A 16,940-nucleotide genomic window follows, 5' to 3' on the forward strand; every position below is an offset into this window, starting at 1 on the left:
TGGCCCCCGGCCGCCCCCCCCCCACAACCACTCGCGGGGCGGCCCCTTCCGCGCGGGGCGGCGGGCGGGGGGGGGGGGCCCCCCCCCCCCCGCCCCGGGTCCGGGTGGGCTCAGTTCACGGAGACGGCCGGGCCGCCGGGCTGGGTGGAGTCGGCCATCGGGCCGTAGGTCGCGGAGAAGTAGCCCTCGCCGGGGCAGAGGCTGGAACCGGCGCTCTTGACGAAGTGCGCGTTGCGGAAGACCAGGGCGTGCGCGGTGTTGTCGGCGCTCCCGGTGAAGGCGCCGCTGAGCTGGTAGGTACAGGTGAGGGTGCCGAACCAGCTGTTGAGCACGGCCGAGGCCTGGATCGGTCCGGCCGGCCCGGCGGTGAGGGTGACCGGCAGTCCGGCGGAGTCGGCGACCGTGACGCCGTAGGCGAGGTTGCCGACCGTGAGGCTCTTGACCGAGGTGACGCCGGTGACGTTGGCCGTGCACGAGCCGAAGGTGAGGCCGGTCAGGGAGGCGGTGGCGGTGCCCGGCGCGGCGGGGTTGCTCAGGACCTTGGCGGTCAGCGGCGAGGTGCCGCAGAAGACCCCGGTCGAGCCGGTGGTGTCCGAGGAGAAGGTGGCGCGGGTGCCGGCGGCGAGCGGCGCCTGCAGGACGTCGCCGACCGCGACGGCCGTTCCGCCGGCGGTCAGCACGGACCCGGCGGCGGGCGCCGCGGCGGCCGGGAGCGCGCCGACGGCCAGGGTGGCAGCGGCCGCGGCCAGGGCAAGGCAGGGGTGCATGCGCATGAGGGTGCCTCGTTCTCGGTGAGGGGACGAGCGGGCGGACGGCCGGCTGCGCCGAAGGAAGTGGGGCCCGGCGCCCGGCAGTTGACTACGTTGTAGAGCGCTGTCCGCACACCGTCAAGGCGTGGAGCGGCACGTGTTGACAATTCGTCAGCAGTGATCCCGCACCTTCCTCCGCCTAGCGTCGGTAGCCTCTTCGCTCGTCGTACGCGAGGCCTACCGGCCCGCTGACACATTGGCCCGTCCGGGGATGGAAGAGGGCCGTAGAGCGGTACTTCAGGGCTGGGTGATCGATGACCGGCCATCGGTCGGGGGCAGGGACCGCCCGTTCGTCGGTCACCCAGCGGGCCGGGATGGCGAGGGTGTTGAGTTGGAAGTCGCGTTGCTGCCGGCGTCGCTCGGCGGCATCGTCGGCGTAGTAGCGGCCGTCCACCGGGAGGTGTCCGGCCCGGTCGTAGGTGAGCCGGTTCTGGGCCTGTCGGTAGAAGGCGAGGAACTCGAGCGACTTCTCGCCGAGGCGGGACAGGCCGGAGATGCCGGGAGCGCCCGTGGCCAATCCGCCGTCGCCGTCGCCGTCGCCGTGGGCCCGACCCGAGGTGAGGCTGCCGGCCTTGACCGGCTTGGTGCGGCTCCTGCCGAAGGGTCGGAACGGCTTGGTGTCGGACTCCGCGTACTCGCTGTCGAGACCTGCCCGCCAGGCAGCCCGCGTGCGGCCCAGCAGGGCCGCGAGCGAACCCGGATCTGTCGGGCCGTCGTCGCCGTACACTTCCTCGACCAGTGCGCGGCTGTGTCCGGGAGTGGCCATGGGGTAGACACCGTCCGCGTTCCGCCGGCGGCGGGTGAGCGCGTGCCAGGTGGCGGCGAGCGTGTACGGCGCGTAGACGAGGCCGTCATTGTTGCCGGGTGGTTCGACGATCGGCAGGCCGGCCGGGTCGGGGTGCCACAAGACGGTCAGCGGCGCCCAATCGCCTTGCTCCGCAGTCCGGTTGGCGGGGTGCCGCCACAGCCTGCCTCGTCGCTGGAGCAGCAGATCGACGGGCGCGAGGTCGGTGTACATGCGGTCGACGTCGATATCCAGGGACTGCTCGACGATCTGCGTGGCGATGACGAGCAGCCGGGCGGGGCGCGAGGGGTTGGTTCGTGCGCGGTCGTTCCCGGGCCCGAGGCTTCCGATGAGCCGGTCCTCGATCGGCAGCCGGTGCCGTCCCATGAGTCGCCCGTGCAGGAGGACGATCTCGTGCTCGCCCCACCCGTACTGCTCGGCCAAGCTCGCAGTGGCTCCGTACAGCTCGATGGCCGAGTCCGCGCGATTGCGGATGACGGAGGTGATCCCGCCTCGTGTGCCCTCGGCGAGGAGGTGTCGGGCGAGCCGTTCCGGCCCGGGATCCGGGGCCAGGCGCACTCCCGTGCGAACCGGCTCGCTCGGCTTTGCCGCGCCGGCCCGTGTGAGCACACCCGTTTGGTCGACCACCGTGATCGGCCCGCGCTGACCGAGGTCGTCGAGGGGGCGCTGCTGCCCAGTGCACCAGGCCTCGACGAGCAACCGATGAACGGCCGAGGGCAGGGTGGCGGAGAGGACCACCACGGAGGCGCCGGCGTCGGCGAGCCACTCGACCGCGGCGCCGAGCATGCGCTGTTGGAACAACTGATAGGCGTGCGCCTCGTCGATGACCACGACCTTTCCGGCGAGCCCGAGCAGTCGCAGCATCCAGTGCCGAGTGCGCTGTGGTGCGAGTGCGAGCTGGTCGACGGTGCCGATTCCGAACGTGGAGACCAGGCCTAGGCAGCGACGCAGGTACCAGGGGTGGAGAACCACGCGGGTGGAGCCGTTCTCCCGATCTGGCGCGGTGTCGGTCGAGATGCCGGCCTCGATCGAGTCGTGGAGGGCTTCGAGGACACCCTGGTGTGGCGTCCGGGTGCCGTCGAGCAGCCGGTGGGCCAACTCCGTCCCCTCCGCGCCACCGTGGACGACAGCGAGGTGGGCTGTGCCGGTGCCGCCCGATGCCCGGGTGGCGAACGCCCTCAGTTCGGCGCCGATCTGGCCGGTGGCGGCTCGGGTCGGCATTGCCAGGAACAGTCCCTGGTGACCGCAACGGAGGGCGAGCGAGTGGGCGGCGGCAAAGGCGAGCCGGGTCTTGCCGGAACCTGTGTCCGACTCGACGATCACGAGAGCCGGTCCGTTCCGGGGGAGCGCGGCGAGCGCGGCGACCTGGAACGGGCGCGGTTCGGTACCGGGGAAGAGGTCGTGCCAGCTCGCGGGCTCGGGCGCCCACCTGTCGAGGAGCAGTTCGCCGATGGCCTTCTCCGCCTCGCGCAGCGACGCCGTCCACCAGTTCATGGGTGGGTCCTCGAGGCGCCGGAACGCGAAGTGGTCCTCGCTCGAGGCCAGCCAGTCCGCCAGGATCACCAGTCCGGCGAACAGTGGCAGCACGGAGGGACGTTCGGGCCGGACGAGTCGCGGCATCTGGTCGAGCGGAACGCCGATGAGTTCGGCCAACTCGGCAACGAACGGCCGGTAGACGTGATTCCACCGTTCGAAGGGAGCCGCGCCGAAGGCCCGGTCGACGGACTCGGCGCCGGGAATGTGACCGTGATGGCCGCCGAGGAGCAGTGCGACGGCGTGCAGTCCGGCGGTGCACGGGCCGACGCCGGCACAGTCCTCGCCGGCACAGCCGAGCAGCCGGGGCAGGTGGGCGGCGGTGATGTGCTCGTGGCGGGCGTCGACCTGAGCGTTGTCGTCTGGATCCCGCGGGAGATCGACGGCTCGGGCGAGCTCCTTCCAGTCCCGTAGCGCCTTCCCGCGCAGCAGGTTGGCGTCGTCGTAGCGCCCGCGGCCGAATTTTCGGAGGAAGCAGCCGGAACCCTTGCCGAGGTCGTGCAGGGCGGCCAGCAGCATGACCACCCTCCGGGCGAGTGCCGCGTTGCCGGCCCCGAATGCCTCGGCGAAGCGCGCGTGGAGCGCGGGAGTGAGGTAGCGGTCCCACAACTGCCCGACGCATGCCGCGGTGTCGAGTGCGTGTGCGGTGAGCGGATTCCACGCCGGACCGCCCGTGCGCCGCGACCGTGCACGTTGATCGGTCTTCGCCCAAATGGCGTGATGCGTGGGTACCTTGGCGGGTTGATCGACTGTCAAGTGCGTCTCCGGAAGCTGCTATTGTCGTGCTTCGCACCACGGGCCCAATGGTCTGTGTGAGTTAGCGCTCTCCTGCAACCGACCTGCCCCGGACGGGCCGAGGAGTCCGGCGGGGCGGAGGAGCACCCATGCGATGGGACCCTCGGGAGCAAGCATGCATCCCGGCACTGACAACCGATGGCCGATGGGGTGACGTGACCGCCGTCGAAGCGCTGCACGACGCCGACCGGATCACCGCCGTCCACGGTGACACTCCTGGCGAGACCGCCGCGTTGCTCGAATGGCTGCTCGGGTTGCTGTACGCCGCGGGACACCACCCGACCGACGACGACGAGTGGGTTGACTGGGTCAAGGGCGAGAAGTCCCTCGCCCCCGCCGCCTCATGGCTGGCCGGACACCCGGGCGTGTGGAATCTCTTCGATCCCGTCCGCCCGCTCGGACAGAACGCGGAGTTGCTGCCCCACCTCGCCGCCTACGGTGTGGGCCCGGCCCAACTGGTCATCGAGCATGCCGGTGACTACAACCAGCACTTCGACCACCGGCATCTGCACCACGCCGCCCCGCTGCCGGCCGCCGCGGCCTGGCGTGCCATGCTCGCCCAGCACGCCTTCGGCCAGGGGCGCCGGGCCCGGATCCCCGCGAAGGAGATGGGACTGCCCGCCCCCTTCACCAACCTCTCCACCTGCCGGCTCGGGGCCCGGGTCCGGACCTTCGCCCTCGGCCCGACGCTCGGCGACACGCTCCGTCTCAACCTCGCTCCCTGGGAACCGGATCCCGACCGCGAGGCCGACTGCAGGGCAGGGACCCTCAACCTCACGTGGGGCGATCGGAACCGTCGGCCGTTCGCGCGGACGGGCATCCACGAGACTCGCACGCCCGACGGGCCCGCCGACTACCACACCGTGCTCGGCCGCTCCGTCGCGCTGCGCCCGGTGCGGATGTCCGACGGGACGATCGGCGTCGACCGGGTCCTGGTCGGACCAGGCGAGACGCTCGGCGACCTGGACGCGGTGTACCGGGACGACGAGGTGCTGACCATGCAGGGCAAGAAGGCGGTGACCTTCAAGCCCCAGCCATCGCGCGAACTCTGGCGTGAGGCCCACGCGTTGTACGCTGCCACACCCGCCGAACGCACCAAGGGCCAGGACCTCTACGGTCGGCTCGCGACTCTGCGCGGCCGGCGCCCGGAGCTGTGGGCGGTCGGGCTGCTCGCCGACAAGGGTTCCCCCGTCGCCTGGGTGAGCGATTGCTTCCCTTACGTCCCCGGCCGTCAGGCCGATCTCAGACACACGGCCGAGCAGGGCTCGGCGATCGCCGAATACGCGGCGACCGCGCTCCGGAAGGCGGCGGAGGCTGCTTGCGAGATCGGGTTCCCGAACTCCAGGACGGCCGAACGGCCCGGCCAACTCGCCCGTTTCAACGGCGAGAAGGCACTCTGGGCCGGCGCCGGGACGGAGTTCCACGACCTATTGGCGGACGTCGCGGCAGGCCGGCCCGTTCACGATTGCCTCGCCCGGTACGGACGGGCCGTGAGGCGCCTGGCCACATCCGCGCTCGCCAGCGGGCTCCGGTTCCGCAGCGGGACCGATCAGCGGGTCCGCGTGATCGCGCGCGACCGTCTGGAGGCTGAGCTGAACCACTGGACCGCACCTGCTCCGTTGAGGGAGGCCATCTCGTGAGCAACCTCGCCCCGGGCGTGACGACCCCCGAGGGGGCAAGGCCCGTTCAGACCACGGCCACCCCGGCATCCAGCCCCGGCCAGCAGCTCACTTTCTGGCTGTGCGGCCTGGTCCGCGCACGCGAGAACGGTCATCTCGCCGCCCTTCGCCATCCCTCGTCCCTCAGCGAGGCTCGCATGCGTGCGGAGGGATTCGCACCGACCGAGGAGACACGGGAGATCTTCCTCCAAGTCGCCTTCCTCTTCGCCCGCTACCACGCCGGACGCCTCGAGCCCTCGCCCGGCTCGGGCAACGTCGGTTCGGCGCTGCGCCGGATCGGCACGCCCGCCGGGCGCGGGCCGGGCAATCCCGGCGCGGTACGACTGTTCAGTCGGCTGGTCGCTGCTCGTCGGCCGCCGTGGCGCCACCTCCAGCATGCCGTGGAGCGGTCCCGCTCCTGCGAGACCGTTCCGCCGTCCTGGGCAGGACTCACCGAGGACCTGGCGAACTGGGCCGGGAAGCGCCGTCCGGTGCAGTACGAGTGGGCCCGCTCCTTCTACCTCAAGCCCACCTCCCCGGAGGCTCCCGCCCCGGACCGGATCGGAGAAACGAAGTGACGACTGTCCCAGCCCCGTTCACCGGGGACCAGTACCTCTCCCTGCACCTCCTCGAGACCCTGGTCGCTGTCCTTCCGGTCCGGGACGAGAACGGCATGCCCAAGGCGATCAGCCTTGGCGGCGATCTGCGTACGATGATCACCTCGCAGGCCCGCCGCCGTGCCGAGCGCACCCACTCACGCAATCGCGCCAACGCCGGGGACGGCCCGCTGGCGGGTTACGCCATGGGCCTGCGCACTCGGGAGTGGGCGAAGATCACCGCCACCGCCCTGGAGGCCCGCGGTTGGCGGCCCGCCGAGGCGATCTCGACGGCGAAGGGGGTGCTGACCGGGGTCGGCCTCAAGTTCGGAGACAAACCCAACACCGCCGACCTCACCAAGGTTCTGCTGTTCGCGCCCGAGGACGCCGGGCAGGTGCTCGCGCGGTACCTCGACGACAACCAGGACGTCGTTTCCGCTTGGACAGCCGAGTTCCTGGCGGCGCAGACGGTCGCTGCCGAGAAGAAGGCGCGCGCCGCGGCGAAGCGCCGGTCGCAGGCCAAGGCCCGCAAGGACGGCGTCCTTGCGGTCGACGAGCCCGGGCCCGACGGTGACATCGCTGAGCAGGGAGCGGAGGAGAAGCTCCCTCGCCTGCCCAAGGCCGTACGCGAGGCCGTCCTCACCGCCCTCGCACCGCGCGACGCCATCGACATCGCCCTCTACGGCCGGTTCCTGGCGGAGATCGCCGACTCGCCGAACGTCGACGGTGCCGTTCAGACGGCGCATGCCTTCACGGTTCAGCCGGCCGAGCACATCGACGACTTCTACTCGGCTGCCGACGACTCCAAACTCGACCGTAGGGATCGCTCGCGGGCGGGCGCCCTCGACTACCTGGACGCCGCCGAGGACGCCGGCGCGGGAATGACCGGTTACCAATCCCTTGTCTCCGGAACCTTCTACCGTCACGCCGTGCTGGATCGTGTCAAGCTGCGCGCCAATCTGCTTGCCTCCGGGATGGATGCCGACAAGGTCGATGCCGCGGCGGAGGCTGCGGAGCGGGAGGTCGTCGACGGGTTCGTCAACTCCCAGCCCCGGGCGAAGACCAACACCACCGCGTCGAACGGCTCGCTCCCCAAACTCGTCATGGCGTTCGACGGCAAGCGTCCGTTCAACTACGGTCTTGCCTTCGAGTCCGCGATCTTCGAGGAGGACGAGGGCCCCGCCTCCCTCCAGGCCACCCACCGCCTGCTCGACCAGCACGCGTTGGTCATCCGCAAGCGCGATGACATCACCCCGGCGCGTCTGCTGACCTACGACCTGGCGGTCGAGCGGCTGCTCGCCGAGGCGGCCGCGAACGGGACGCTGCCGGGCCACGCGGTCGACAGGGTCGAGCACCTGACCCGCCCTGTCGGGGAGTTGGACCAGCAGTGACAGCGCCCGTGACGGAGTCCGTGCCGCAGCACGGGGCGGCGCCGCAACGCGGCGCGAAGGCGGTTCTCCTGGCGCGGCTCGCGGCCCCGGTGCAGGCCTGGGGCGTCGGATCGCGGTTCGAACGCCGGGACACCCAGCCGCACCCCACGAAGTCCGGCTTCGTCGGCATGGTCGCCGCCGCTCTCGGGCGTGACCGTACGGACAGGATCGACGACCTCGCGGCCCTGCGCTTCGGCGTCCGGGCCGACCGGTCCGGCACGCCCGTGCACGACTACCACATCGTCGGTGGTGGCCCTATGCCGCTGCGACCGCGAGACCTGATCACTGATCACGGGCGTGCCGAGGCCGCCGCCGCCGGGCTCGACGCCGGTACGGGTCCTGCCTTCGGCGCGGCGGCCGCCACAGCCCTGGCGTCGTGGTACGGCGCGCCCAAGTTGATTTCCCCGGACGAGCGTACCGGCACCCTCGTGGCGGGAAACCTGCGCCGCGACCCCATGCAGACCTATCGCTGGTACCTCGCGGACGCCGCCTTCGTGGCTGCCCTCGAACACTCCTCCCGCACTCTGCTGGAGGAGATCGCCCATGCGCTCGAGCATCCGCGGCGACTGCTCTGGCTGGGCCGGAAGTCATGCCCGCCGTCCGGGACGATCTCCGGCGGCGTCCACGACGGCACGCTGGAGAGCGTGCTCGCGGCGACCAGCCTGTTGCCAGGGGCTGATGATTCCCGTCCGTGGACGTGGTGGGAGGTCCCGCCCGGCACTCCTGGTGCCATCCGGACCGCAGACCAGCCGGTCTCCTTCGACCCGGCACGGCGCGTGCACGCCGACCGCTGGGAGACCCGATCCAGGCTCGCACTCGACCCCGAGCCCACCATTCATTGGGAGGATCTGATCCCGTGACGGCCCGACTGATCGCCTGCCACAGCATCCTCCAACTGGACGCCCGGCACCCCCTGGCCGCGCGCTGCCTGCTCGATGCGCAGGACATGCATCGCCTGGTGATGAGCGGATTCCGCGGCTGGGTCGAGGACGGACAGCCGGACGCCCGCGCCCAGATGGGCGTTCTGTCGACCTGGAGCGTGGACCTGCGAAACAACGTCCTGGTCCTCGTTGTCCAGTCGAAGGTCAACCCCGACTGGTCCCACCTGCCGGGGGAGGTGCTGACGGCGAAGGTGGAGACCCTCGGCGTCGATCAGCCGCTCCGACGGGGTGACCGTTTCAGCGTTCGCGCGGTGCTCGCCCCGCTCACCGCTCGTCGTGACCCCAAACACCCCGAACGCGGGACCCGCAAGCTCCCCGAGGTCCGCCCGGGCCATGTCCGGGAGTGGCTGATGAAGCGTACGCAGCCGGCGACCGAGGACGGGATTCCGGCCGAGGACAACGGGACTCGGCACGTCGGCGCCGTGTTCGACCCGACCACCCTCGCCATCCGTGCGCTGCCCGCGGTCACCAGCAATCACCATGCCGGCCTCAGGATCAGCCGCTCGGAGATCCGTGGCCATCTGACTGTCACGGACCCGGAGGCGTTCCGGGCCACCCTGGCCGACGGCCTCGGGTCCGGTCGTGCCTACAGCTGCGGTCTTGTGCTCGTACGCCGACCCTGACCGGGCGGGCGATTTCGAACACTGGGCCTCGTCGGCCGGGTGCGGGAACGGATAGCATCGATCCACCTGGGCGTGAACGGCCCGGGATGGCCCGGGACTCTGTGACTTCCAGGCCTTCGGCCCCGCTCCGGTGGGGATTCTGGCGTGGACGAGGGGGCCGGGCGCTACCCGCGCGCGGCGCGGCGGTGGTGGTCGAGGACATCCTGGCGGAGCAGTTCGGCGAAGCCGGCGGCGTCCAGGCGGAGGGCGAGCTGGGGTTCGGTGAGGTTCAGGGCGGTGGCGGTGGTGGGCAGGTGCCAGTCGTGGGCGGCGAGGCGGTCCAGCAGGTAGCCGCGGCGGATCTGGGGTTCGGAGAGGCGGAAGGTCTTGAGGTAGGCGATGCGGCCCTGTTCGTCGGTGATCGCCTCGCCGATGTGGTTCTCCTGGCGGGGCCGGAACTCCGGCAGGAAGCGGCTGAGGGTGAACCGGCCCAGGCGGCGGACGGTGCGGGCCCGGTAGGCGGTGTCCAGGAGGCCGCCGGCCATGGTGCCGTCGTGGAAGGCGGTCCAGGCGTGCTCCTGCTGGGCGACGGCGGCGCGCAGGTCGGCGACAGAGTTGATCGGGCCGGCCCCGCGCAGGTCGGCGCGGAAGTCCGGGACGGGCGCGGACAGGACGGCGTAGTGGTGGATCAGCTCGCCGTAGAGGTCCAGCAGCAGGGTGCGGTGCAGGGCGCGGTAGTCGTCGGGGTGCGGGACGACAGAAGCGACGGCGAGGGCGTCGGCGACGTATACGAGCAGGCCGCACTGGCCGGGGTGGAGCTCGAAGACGCGCAGGGCGTCGGCGAGGCCGCGGACCTGGCCGCCGGAGTAGGCCTCCTCGGCGCGCGGGGACAGACCGCGCCGCAGGGCCCGGTCGGACCACTGCTCCCAGGCGATGGACGGGCCGCCGAAGTGCAGCGCGAGGTAGCCCTCCAGGGCGAGGTGCAGGGGCAGGAAGCGCAGCCGGGTGCGGCCCTCGCGCTTGGCCAGCCGGCGCGGCACCCGGACCCGGACGCGCTCGGGCGGCGCGGCGGGCAGGGCGGCGGACGGCGTGCCGGACGGGCCGGCGGCGGGGTCGAGCCGGGTGCCGTACGCGGCCGCCGGGGTGCCGTCGTGCGTCCAGTCGGCGACGAAGCCGTGCGGGATGTAGGAGTGGTAGGTGGTGCGGCGGCCCACCGGGACGGCGGCGTACTCGGCTTCGTACAGCTCCTGGTGCAGCCGCAGGTCGGCGATCGGCTCCGGGCGGACCAGCGGGACCAGGCGCACCCCGCCCCACACCTGGGCGGGCCGGGTCTCGAGGCCGGTGAGGTCGAGCCGGAAGGCGGGCGGGCCGGCGGGGAACGCGGGGCTCATCGGACGGTTCCCTCCGGAGCGGCGGACAGGAAGCGCGCGGTGCGGGCCGCCAGGTGCGCCGTCAGCTCCGCGAGGTCGGTACGACCCTCGGCGAAGCGGGCGAACTCGACCAGGGCCGGCAGGTCCTCGGCGTCGCGCAGCCCGGCCGTGGGTACCGTCGGGGCGAGCCGGCGCACGTCGAAGCCCTCCGCGTCGTAGACCGGGTTGAGGTGCACGATGCTGGTCCGGCGCTCCGGGTCCAGCCGGGTGCGCCACACCCGCAGCACCTCGGCGGCCAGACCGGGCGGGGCGTTGTCCCAGCCGTCGGAGACGATCAGCAGCCGCTGCGGCGCGGTGTCGAGCGCGTCCAGGATCCGGCGGCCGAGCGGGGTCGGGCCGGACGGGCGGGCGAGCAGCGCGTCGGTGCGCCCGGAGGTCCACAGCGCCGTGTACTCGTCGGCCAGGGCCTCCAGCAGGAAGTGGCAGGCGAGCGCGGCGGCCAGCGGCCGGCGGCGCTTGACGCCCGAGCCGTACGCCGACCAGCTGTCGTCCAGCACGGCGGTGACCCGGCCCCAACTGCCTCCGGCAGACGCACTCCCTGCCGACCCGGCCGCGCGGGCGGCCCGGCGGGCCGAGCCGCGCAGGGCGTCGGTCAGCTCCGCACGGCGGGCGATCCGGTCGGCGGGCGGCAGGCCCAGCACGTAGGAGGCGAGCCGGGTGAGCGGCATCCCCGCGAGGTCCGCGGCGACGGCGTCGGCCCCGTGGGCGCGGGCCGACTCCTGCAGGCGCAGCCGCTCCAGGGCGGTCAGCCGGGGTGCGATCCGATCCAGGAAGGCGGCCCGCGGGATGCCGTGCCGCTGCGCGAAGGACTCGGCGACGGTGTAGGGGAGTTCGAAGACGGCGGCCTTCTGGTGGTGGGCGCGCCGCCAGGCGTCCAGCAGCGGCGCCCGGTACTTGGCCCGCCGGCCCGGGGCGTACAGGAAGTCGCCGGTCTCCGCCTCGGCGGGCCGCAGGTGGGCGTGGCGCAGCGCCCGCTTGAGCCCGGCGCGGTACTTGACGGCGTCCAGGGTCTGGTCGGGGCGCGCGGCCAGCCAGTCGCGCAGGATGGCGCGGGTGCGGCGGTTGTTGACCTTGGCCCGGCGCAGCTCGCCGATCAGCCGGTAGACCCGCTGCGGCGGCAGCAGTTCCAGCCGGCGGGCGATCAGCCGGCCCTCGGTGCGCCGCTGCTCCTCGGTGGCCTCCCGGGAGGTCTCCAGCAGCCGGCGGACGATCAGGGCGGCGTTGTGGTCGTTGATGTCGAGGGCGAGCGCGGCGGCGTACGGGCCCCGGTAGTTGACGCACATGTACGTGTGCAGGAAGTCCAGCGAGAGCTGCTGCTCGGCCGCCCCGGAGTGGAACTCGCGCTGGCCGGTGCCGGTGATCGCGGCGTTGACGAACAGCAGCACGTCCTCGGCGGCGACCAGGTCGCCGTACGTCTCCACCGGCCCGACCCCCTCCGTCCGTGCGGTCCCGTCCGTGCGGTTCCGTGATGGATGCCGGCCGGGGAATGGGGGCACGAACTGCGAATCATCGCTGTAGAGGCACGCTTCGGAAGTCGCGCCGGAGTCCCGCGGCCGGCCGGACGACCCTAACACCGGCCGGCCGTCGCAGGACACCGGATTTCCGCCGGCGGTCGCGCCGGGAAAACGGCAGGTCAGGCGGGTGCGCCGCGCAGCTCCAGGGTGCAGCACTTCACGCTGCCGCCCGCCTTGAGCAGCTCGGTGACGTCGATCCCGATCGGCTCGAAGCCCCGCGCGCGCAGCCGGGCCGCCAGCCCGACCGCGGCCTCGGGCAGGACCACCCGGCGGCCGTCCGAGACGGCGTTCAGACCGAAGACGGCGGCGTCCTCGTCCGAGGCGAGCACGGCGTCCGGGTACAGCGCGGCGAGCGTGGCGCGGCTCTCCGGCGAGAACGCGGCCGGGTAGTACATGATCTCGTCGTCGTCGAGCACCGCGAGCGCGGTGTCCAGGTGGTAGTAGCGCGGGTCGACCAGCTCCAGGGTGACCACCGGGCGGCCGAGCACGCGCTGCGCCTCGGCGTGCGCCCGGCGGTCGGTGCGGAAGCCCGTTCCGGCCAGCAGCCGCTCGCCGACCAGCAGGTAGTCGCCCTCGCCCTCGTTGGTGAACTCGGCCTGCACCACCCTGCGGTAGCCGCGCGAGTCGAACCACTCCCGGTACGCCGGGGCCTCCTCGGCGCGCTCGGCGTGCCGGAACCGGGCCACCAGGGCGGTGCCGTCGACGACGGTGGCGCCGTTGGCCGCGAACACCATGTCGGGCAGGCCGGGGACGGGCTCGATCAGCTCGACGGTGTGGCCGAGGTCCCGGAAGAGCGTGTACAGCTGCTCCCACTGGGCGAGGGCGCGGGCGGCGTCGGTCGGCTTCGCCGGCTCCATCCACGGGTTGATCGAGTAGTCGACCGTGAAGTGGGCCGGACGGCACATCAGGTAGTGGCGGGGGCGGGCGGTACGGGACACGGGCGGTCGTCTTCCTTCCGGCGGGGTGGTGCGGAGGGGCGGTGCTGCGGCGTGGTCGGCGCGGTGGCGCTCTCCGGCTGCCCCGAGCGTGCCGGGCGAGGCGATCGCGGACGTGGCCGTGGCGTGCACGGGCGTCGGACGGTGGGGGTCCAGCGGGGGCGGCCGGGGTCGGCTGTGGGACACGCGGGCAGGAACGTGCCTGCAACGGCACGGCGCCCCGGCGGGGTGCACTGGCCGGCAGGTCATGCCGTCGAGGAGGAGGTCGTCGCATGGGGACGGAGACGGGAACGAGGGCGGCGGGGGCCGGGCCGGTCCGGGTGCTGGACGTCGCCGGATCGGACTACCGCCGGGCCTTCGAGCTGTTCCTCGCGGGCACCGACGAGAAGCCGCTCACCCACGCTCGGCTGGGCGAGGTCGTCGCCGGGCTGGACCAGCGCCGGATGCTGCTGGACGTGGGCGCCGGCGAGGGGCGCACCACCGCGTACCTGGCGCAGTACTTCGAGCGCACGGTGGCCGTCGAACCCAGTGCGGCGATGCGCGAGAAGCTGCGGCTGGCCTGCCCCGACGCGCTCGTGCTGCCCGAGCCGGTCGGCGCGGCCGAGCCGCCCGGGCCGGCGGACCTGGTGCACCTCTCGCACGTGCTGTACTACGTGCCGCCGCGGGACTGGCTGCCCACCGTGCGCCGGGTGCTGGACTGGGTGGCGCCCGGCGGGACGCTGCTGGTGGTGCTCCAGAACCCGGAGAGCCCCTGCATGCGGATGGCCGCGCACTTCACCGGCACGCGCTACGACCTGCGGCCGCTGGCCGGGCAACTGGCGGCCCAGGACGCCGAGGGGACCACCCCGGAGTACGCGTACGCGCTCGAGGCCCTCGACCTGCACTACCGCACCGACCGGCTGGACGAGGCGGTGGACGTCGCCGAGTTCATGGTCAACGTGGCCGACCTGGCCGCCTTGGACCCGCTGCCCGACCGGGCCGAGCTGGCCGCCTACGTCCGGCGCCACTTCACCCGGCCGGACGGTGGCTACGCCATCGGCCACACCCAGGACATGCTGACGGTCCGCCGCTCCCCGCGCTGAGGGGGCGGCGGTGGGGCCGGGCGGGCCGGGTGCCGTCAGGCCCAGGGCAGTGCGGAGCGGGTGCGCCAGTACTCCTCGGCCGGCTCGGCGAGCGCCGCGAGGCCGGCCGGGCCGGCGGTGTCCACGGTGAGCCCGACGGCCTCCAGGTTGGAGGCCAGCTGGCTGGTGGTGGCCGCGCCGGAGAGCACCACGTCCGCCCAGGGCTGCGCGGCGACGGCGGCCAGCGCGAGGGCGTCGCAGGACGCGCCGGTGCGGGCCGCGAGCGTGCGCAGCGCGGCGGTGTCGGGGCCGGTGGCGTTGCGGTCGGCGAGCCGGCCGTTGGCCATGGCCTCCTTGACCACCACCAGCCACCCGGCCTGGTGGGCCTCGGCGAGGGCGGGGCCGGCGGACGGCTCCAGCAGGTTCCAGGTGGACTGCACGGCGGCGAACAGCGGCCGCCCGTCGACCGTCACCTCCAGAGCCGCCCGCACCGCCGCGGCCTGCGCCGGGCCGCTGGTGGACAGGCCCACCCGGACGCCCTCGGCGGCCAGCGCGGCGAGCCCGGCGTGCAGCGCGGGGTCGGTGAGGGCGGGGCTGTCCGGCGTGACCGAGTGCACCAGGTAGACGTCCGGGAGGCCGCCGAGCGTCGCCCGGGTCTCCTCGATCTGGCGCTCGAACACCGCCGTCGAGTGCTCCTTGACCTCGTGCACCGGTACGCCGGACGCCCGCCAGTCGGCGGTGTAGGTGTAGCCCCACTTGCTGCCGACCGTCACCTCCCGTGCGGCCTGCGGCCGGGCGGCGAGCCAGCCGCCGAGGAACTCCTCCGCGCGTCCGTAGGAGCGGGCCGTGTCGAAGTAGCGCACCCCGGCGGCGAAGGCGGCGTCGAGCAGGGCGTGGGTGCGCTCGCGCAGGGCGTCGACGGTGCGCTCGGCGGGCAGGTCGAGGTCGCGGCCGAGCGTGATGTAGCCGGGCCGTCCGACGGCCGCGGTGCCCAGCCCGAACCGCGCGATCGACGGTTCGGCGGCTTCGGCGGCGGGGGCGGTCGGCATGGCGGGCTCCTCTGAGACGGGCGCGGGTGCGAGTACGGGGAACGGGACGGACGGTCCGCGTGCCCTTTTGCACCCTATCCACCGGGCCGTCCCTGACCTGCGCCGACGCCCTGTCGGTGGCCCTGGCCGGTGACCTAGGCTCCTGAGCCGACAGAATGATCGTCTTCACGGGGAGGCACGGCCATGAGCTACCGCATCGAACGGATCGGCCTGGAGGACGGGGAGCGCCTGCGGGAGGTGCGTCTCGCGCAACTGCTCGACACGCCCATGGCCTTCCTGGAGACCCACGAGACGGCGCTCGCCCACGGCGACGAGGAGTGGCGGGCCCGGGTCCGCCGGGTGAACGAGCCTGGCAGCGTCGGTCTGGTCGCCGTCACCGGGACGCCGGGGGAGTGGGTCGGTACGATGATCGGCTTCACCCCCGAGCCCGGTGCGGCGCTGCTGGTCGGCGTCTGGGTCGCCCCGGAGCACCGCGGTCGTGAGCGCGGGGTGACGGACCTGCTGCTGGACGCCGTCGTCGCCTGGGCGCGCGACGAGGCGGGGGCGCGGCGCCTGCTGCTCACCGTGCACGAGGACAACGCCCGGGCCGCGGCCTTCTACCGCCGCCGCGGCTTCGCCTTCACCGGCACCACCAAGCCGTACCCGCTCGACCCGGCCGCCAGCGAGCTGGAGATGGCCCTCCCGCTGGACTGACGCGCTCACTCCTCGGTCGTGCTCCAGCGGTCGAGCGTCCCGTACGCGTCGTCGTAGGTCAGCCAGGTGCCGTCCCCGAGCGGGCGCACATAGCTGTCGACGGGACCGGGATAGTCGACCGTGCCCCGTATCTCCAGGGTGCGGGCGTCCAGCAGCCAGTGCCGCGCGCGGTCCGTGTCGTAGTCGGAGTCGAGCGTGGAGGCGATGACGGTTCCGGCGTCGACGAAGCCGCAGCCGTGGTCCCAGCAGGGCGGGTCCTCGTCCTCGTCCTGCTCGGGCGTCCGTTCGGCGAGCACGGTGCCGTCCAGCGCGTGCAGCCGCAGGTCCGCGCCGCCGTGCTCGACCGTCAGGAACCCCGGATGGGCCGGGTGGACGTCCGCCAGGATGCGGTTCAGCTCCTGGTTGACGCCCCAGCTGCTGAGCTCCGCGCCGTCCCAGCGGGCCCAGTGGAGCAGGACGCCGTCCTGGCCCATGCCGATGCCGAGGCCGACGTGGGCGCCGTCCGGGTGGGAGAGCTGGAACGAGCCGGAGGATTCGCTCCGCAGGGGCAGCCGGGCCAACTCCCCGCCGTCCCCGGCGTCCAGGACGACCCAGTGCTCGCGGCAGTTCCGCGCCGCCGAAGCGGAGGCGATGTGCGCCCACACCAGCCGGCCGTCGTCGGAGATCCGGCACGAACCGTGCTCGGGGCCGGGGCACGGCTCCCGCTCGTCGCCGGTGTGCGGGTGGCTGCCCCCGAATCCCCAGCAGTCGTGCGGGTGTTCCCACAGCGTCGACCCGTCCCGCGCGACGGCCCGCACGGCGCGCTGGTCGGCGAAGACCGCGAACGAGCCGTCGGGGCTCACCGACGGGCCGCCGCGCTCCCACTCGGGCCGGGGCACCGGGAAGACGGCGGCCGGCGCACGCTCCCCGGCGAACAGCTCGTCGAGGTCGTACACCTCCAACTCCCGCCCGTGCCGCAGCAGGGCGCGGCGCGACCCGCCTCCGCGGCGCTCCAGGGCGAAGCCGTTGACCAGTGCGGCGCCGTCCGGCAGCTCCGCCGAGGCGCGCAGATGTGCAGTGACCGACACCGCGGTGATCGACATGCCCCGA

General features: G+C 73.2%; 14 protein-coding genes. 7 read left to right on the top strand and 7 right to left on the bottom strand.

Annotated features, from left to right (window positions below; genetic code table 11):
- Positions 1-110: 110 nt before the first annotated feature.
- Both ABZW10_RS29285 and cas3 read right to left on the bottom strand, forming a co-directional pair.
- Positions 111-767, bottom strand: coding sequence for a Tat pathway signal sequence domain protein (locus tag ABZW10_RS29285; RefSeq protein ID WP_355371610.1), 657 nt, complete (start codon positions 765-767; stop codon positions 111-113).
- Between the two features lie 181 nt (positions 768-948).
- Complete coding sequence (cas3, locus tag ABZW10_RS29290) at positions 949-3,903, bottom strand: CRISPR-associated helicase Cas3' (RefSeq protein ID WP_355371612.1); 2,955 nt, start codon at positions 3,901-3,903, stop codon at positions 949-951.
- A gap of 128 nt (positions 3,904-4,031) precedes the next feature.
- Between cas3 and ABZW10_RS29295 the strand changes: the two genes are divergently transcribed.
- From ABZW10_RS29295 to ABZW10_RS29315, 5 genes are all read left to right on the top strand, one after another.
- A complete protein-coding gene (locus ABZW10_RS29295) occupies positions 4,032-5,582 on the top strand; it encodes a type I-E CRISPR-associated protein Cse1/CasA (RefSeq protein ID WP_355371615.1) in 1,551 nt (516 codons plus the stop codon).
- 176 nt (positions 5,583-5,758) lie between these two features.
- Positions 5,759-6,178: a type I-E CRISPR-associated protein Cse2/CasB gene (casB, locus tag ABZW10_RS29300; protein WP_355371618.1), complete on the top strand. Its 420-nt coding sequence runs from the start codon at positions 5,759-5,761 to the stop codon at positions 6,176-6,178.
- A complete protein-coding gene (locus ABZW10_RS29305; protein ID WP_355371621.1) occupies positions 6,175-7,587 on the top strand; it encodes a type I-E CRISPR-associated protein Cas7/Cse4/CasC in 1,413 nt (470 codons plus the stop codon). The genes casB and ABZW10_RS29305 overlap by 4 nt, the downstream gene beginning before the upstream one ends.
- Before the next feature lie 8 nt (positions 7,588-7,595).
- Positions 7,596-8,486: a type I-E CRISPR-associated protein Cas5/CasD gene (gene cas5e / locus ABZW10_RS29310; RefSeq protein ID WP_355371624.1), complete on the top strand. Its 891-nt coding sequence runs from the start codon at positions 7,596-7,598 to the stop codon at positions 8,484-8,486.
- Complete coding sequence (locus ABZW10_RS29315; RefSeq protein ID WP_355371627.1) at positions 8,483-9,190, top strand: type I-E CRISPR-associated protein Cas6/Cse3/CasE; 708 nt, start codon at positions 8,483-8,485, stop codon at positions 9,188-9,190. Before cas5e ends, ABZW10_RS29315 begins: the two co-directional genes overlap by 4 nt.
- Positions 9,191-9,354: 164 nt before the next feature.
- Here the strand turns inward: ABZW10_RS29315 and ABZW10_RS29320 are convergent, their stop codons facing one another.
- From ABZW10_RS29320 to ddaH, 3 genes are all read right to left on the bottom strand, one after another.
- Positions 9,355-10,560, bottom strand: a complete 1,206-nt coding sequence (locus ABZW10_RS29320) for a hypothetical protein (protein ID WP_355371630.1) — start codon at positions 10,558-10,560, stop codon at positions 9,355-9,357.
- Complete coding sequence (locus ABZW10_RS29325; RefSeq protein ID WP_355371632.1) at positions 10,557-12,020, bottom strand: hypothetical protein; 1,464 nt, start codon at positions 12,018-12,020, stop codon at positions 10,557-10,559. The genes ABZW10_RS29320 and ABZW10_RS29325 overlap by 4 nt, the downstream gene beginning before the upstream one ends.
- A 212-nt stretch (positions 12,021-12,232) precedes the next feature.
- Positions 12,233-13,051, bottom strand: a complete 819-nt coding sequence (gene ddaH, locus ABZW10_RS29330) for a dimethylargininase (RefSeq protein ID WP_355371635.1) — start codon at positions 13,049-13,051, stop codon at positions 12,233-12,235.
- Between the two features lie 269 nt (positions 13,052-13,320).
- Between ddaH and ABZW10_RS29335 the strand changes: the two genes are divergently transcribed.
- Positions 13,321-14,130, top strand: coding sequence for a class I SAM-dependent methyltransferase (locus ABZW10_RS29335; RefSeq protein ID WP_355371638.1), 810 nt, complete (start codon positions 13,321-13,323; stop codon positions 14,128-14,130).
- A 35-nt stretch (positions 14,131-14,165) separates the two neighbouring features.
- Here ABZW10_RS29335 and ABZW10_RS29340 read toward each other — a convergent pair whose 3' ends face one another.
- On the bottom strand, positions 14,166-15,158 hold the full coding sequence (locus ABZW10_RS29340) for an aldo/keto reductase (protein ID WP_355371640.1): 993 nt from the start codon (positions 15,156-15,158) through the stop codon (positions 14,166-14,168).
- 183 nt (positions 15,159-15,341) lie between these two features.
- Between ABZW10_RS29340 and ABZW10_RS29345 the strand changes: the two genes are divergently transcribed.
- Positions 15,342-15,851: a GNAT family N-acetyltransferase gene (locus tag ABZW10_RS29345; protein WP_355371643.1), complete on the top strand. Its 510-nt coding sequence runs from the start codon at positions 15,342-15,344 to the stop codon at positions 15,849-15,851.
- A gap of 5 nt (positions 15,852-15,856) precedes the next feature.
- On the opposite strand, the gene ABZW10_RS29350 is transcribed toward ABZW10_RS29345, so the two are convergent.
- Positions 15,857-16,933, bottom strand: a complete 1,077-nt coding sequence (locus tag ABZW10_RS29350; protein WP_355371646.1) for a hypothetical protein — start codon at positions 16,931-16,933, stop codon at positions 15,857-15,859.
- Positions 16,934-16,940: the final 7 nt, after the last annotated feature.

Origin of the sequence: Kitasatospora sp. NPDC004723, assembly GCF_040609255.1 — a bacterium.
Taxonomy (GTDB): Bacteria; Actinomycetota; Actinomycetes; order Streptomycetales; family Streptomycetaceae; genus Kitasatospora.

Bases quoted from the DNA above. Each gene is read 5' to 3' on its own strand.
- ABZW10_RS29285 (WP_355371610.1), bottom strand. From the start codon at position 767: ATGCACCCCTGCCTTGCCCTGGCCGCGGCCGCTGCCACCCTGGCCGTC.
- ABZW10_RS29295 (WP_355371615.1), top strand. From the start codon at position 4,032: ATGCGATGGGACCCTCGGGAGCAAGCATGCATCCCGGCACTGACAACC.
- casB (WP_355371618.1), top strand. From the start codon at position 5,759: ATGCGTGCGGAGGGATTCGCACCGACCGAGGAGACACGGGAGATCTTC.
- ABZW10_RS29320 (WP_355371630.1), bottom strand. From the start codon at position 10,560: ATGAGCCCCGCGTTCCCCGCCGGCCCGCCCGCCTTCCGGCTCGACCTC.
- ABZW10_RS29335 (WP_355371638.1), top strand. From the start codon at position 13,321: ATGGGGACGGAGACGGGAACGAGGGCGGCGGGGGCCGGGCCGGTCCGG.
- ABZW10_RS29340 (WP_355371640.1), bottom strand. From the start codon at position 15,158: ATGCCGACCGCCCCCGCCGCCGAAGCCGCCGAACCGTCGATCGCGCGG.
- ABZW10_RS29345 (WP_355371643.1), top strand. From the start codon at position 15,342: ATGAGCTACCGCATCGAACGGATCGGCCTGGAGGACGGGGAGCGCCTG.
- ABZW10_RS29350 (WP_355371646.1), bottom strand. From the start codon at position 16,933: ATGTCGATCACCGCGGTGTCGGTCACTGCACATCTGCGCGCCTCGGCG.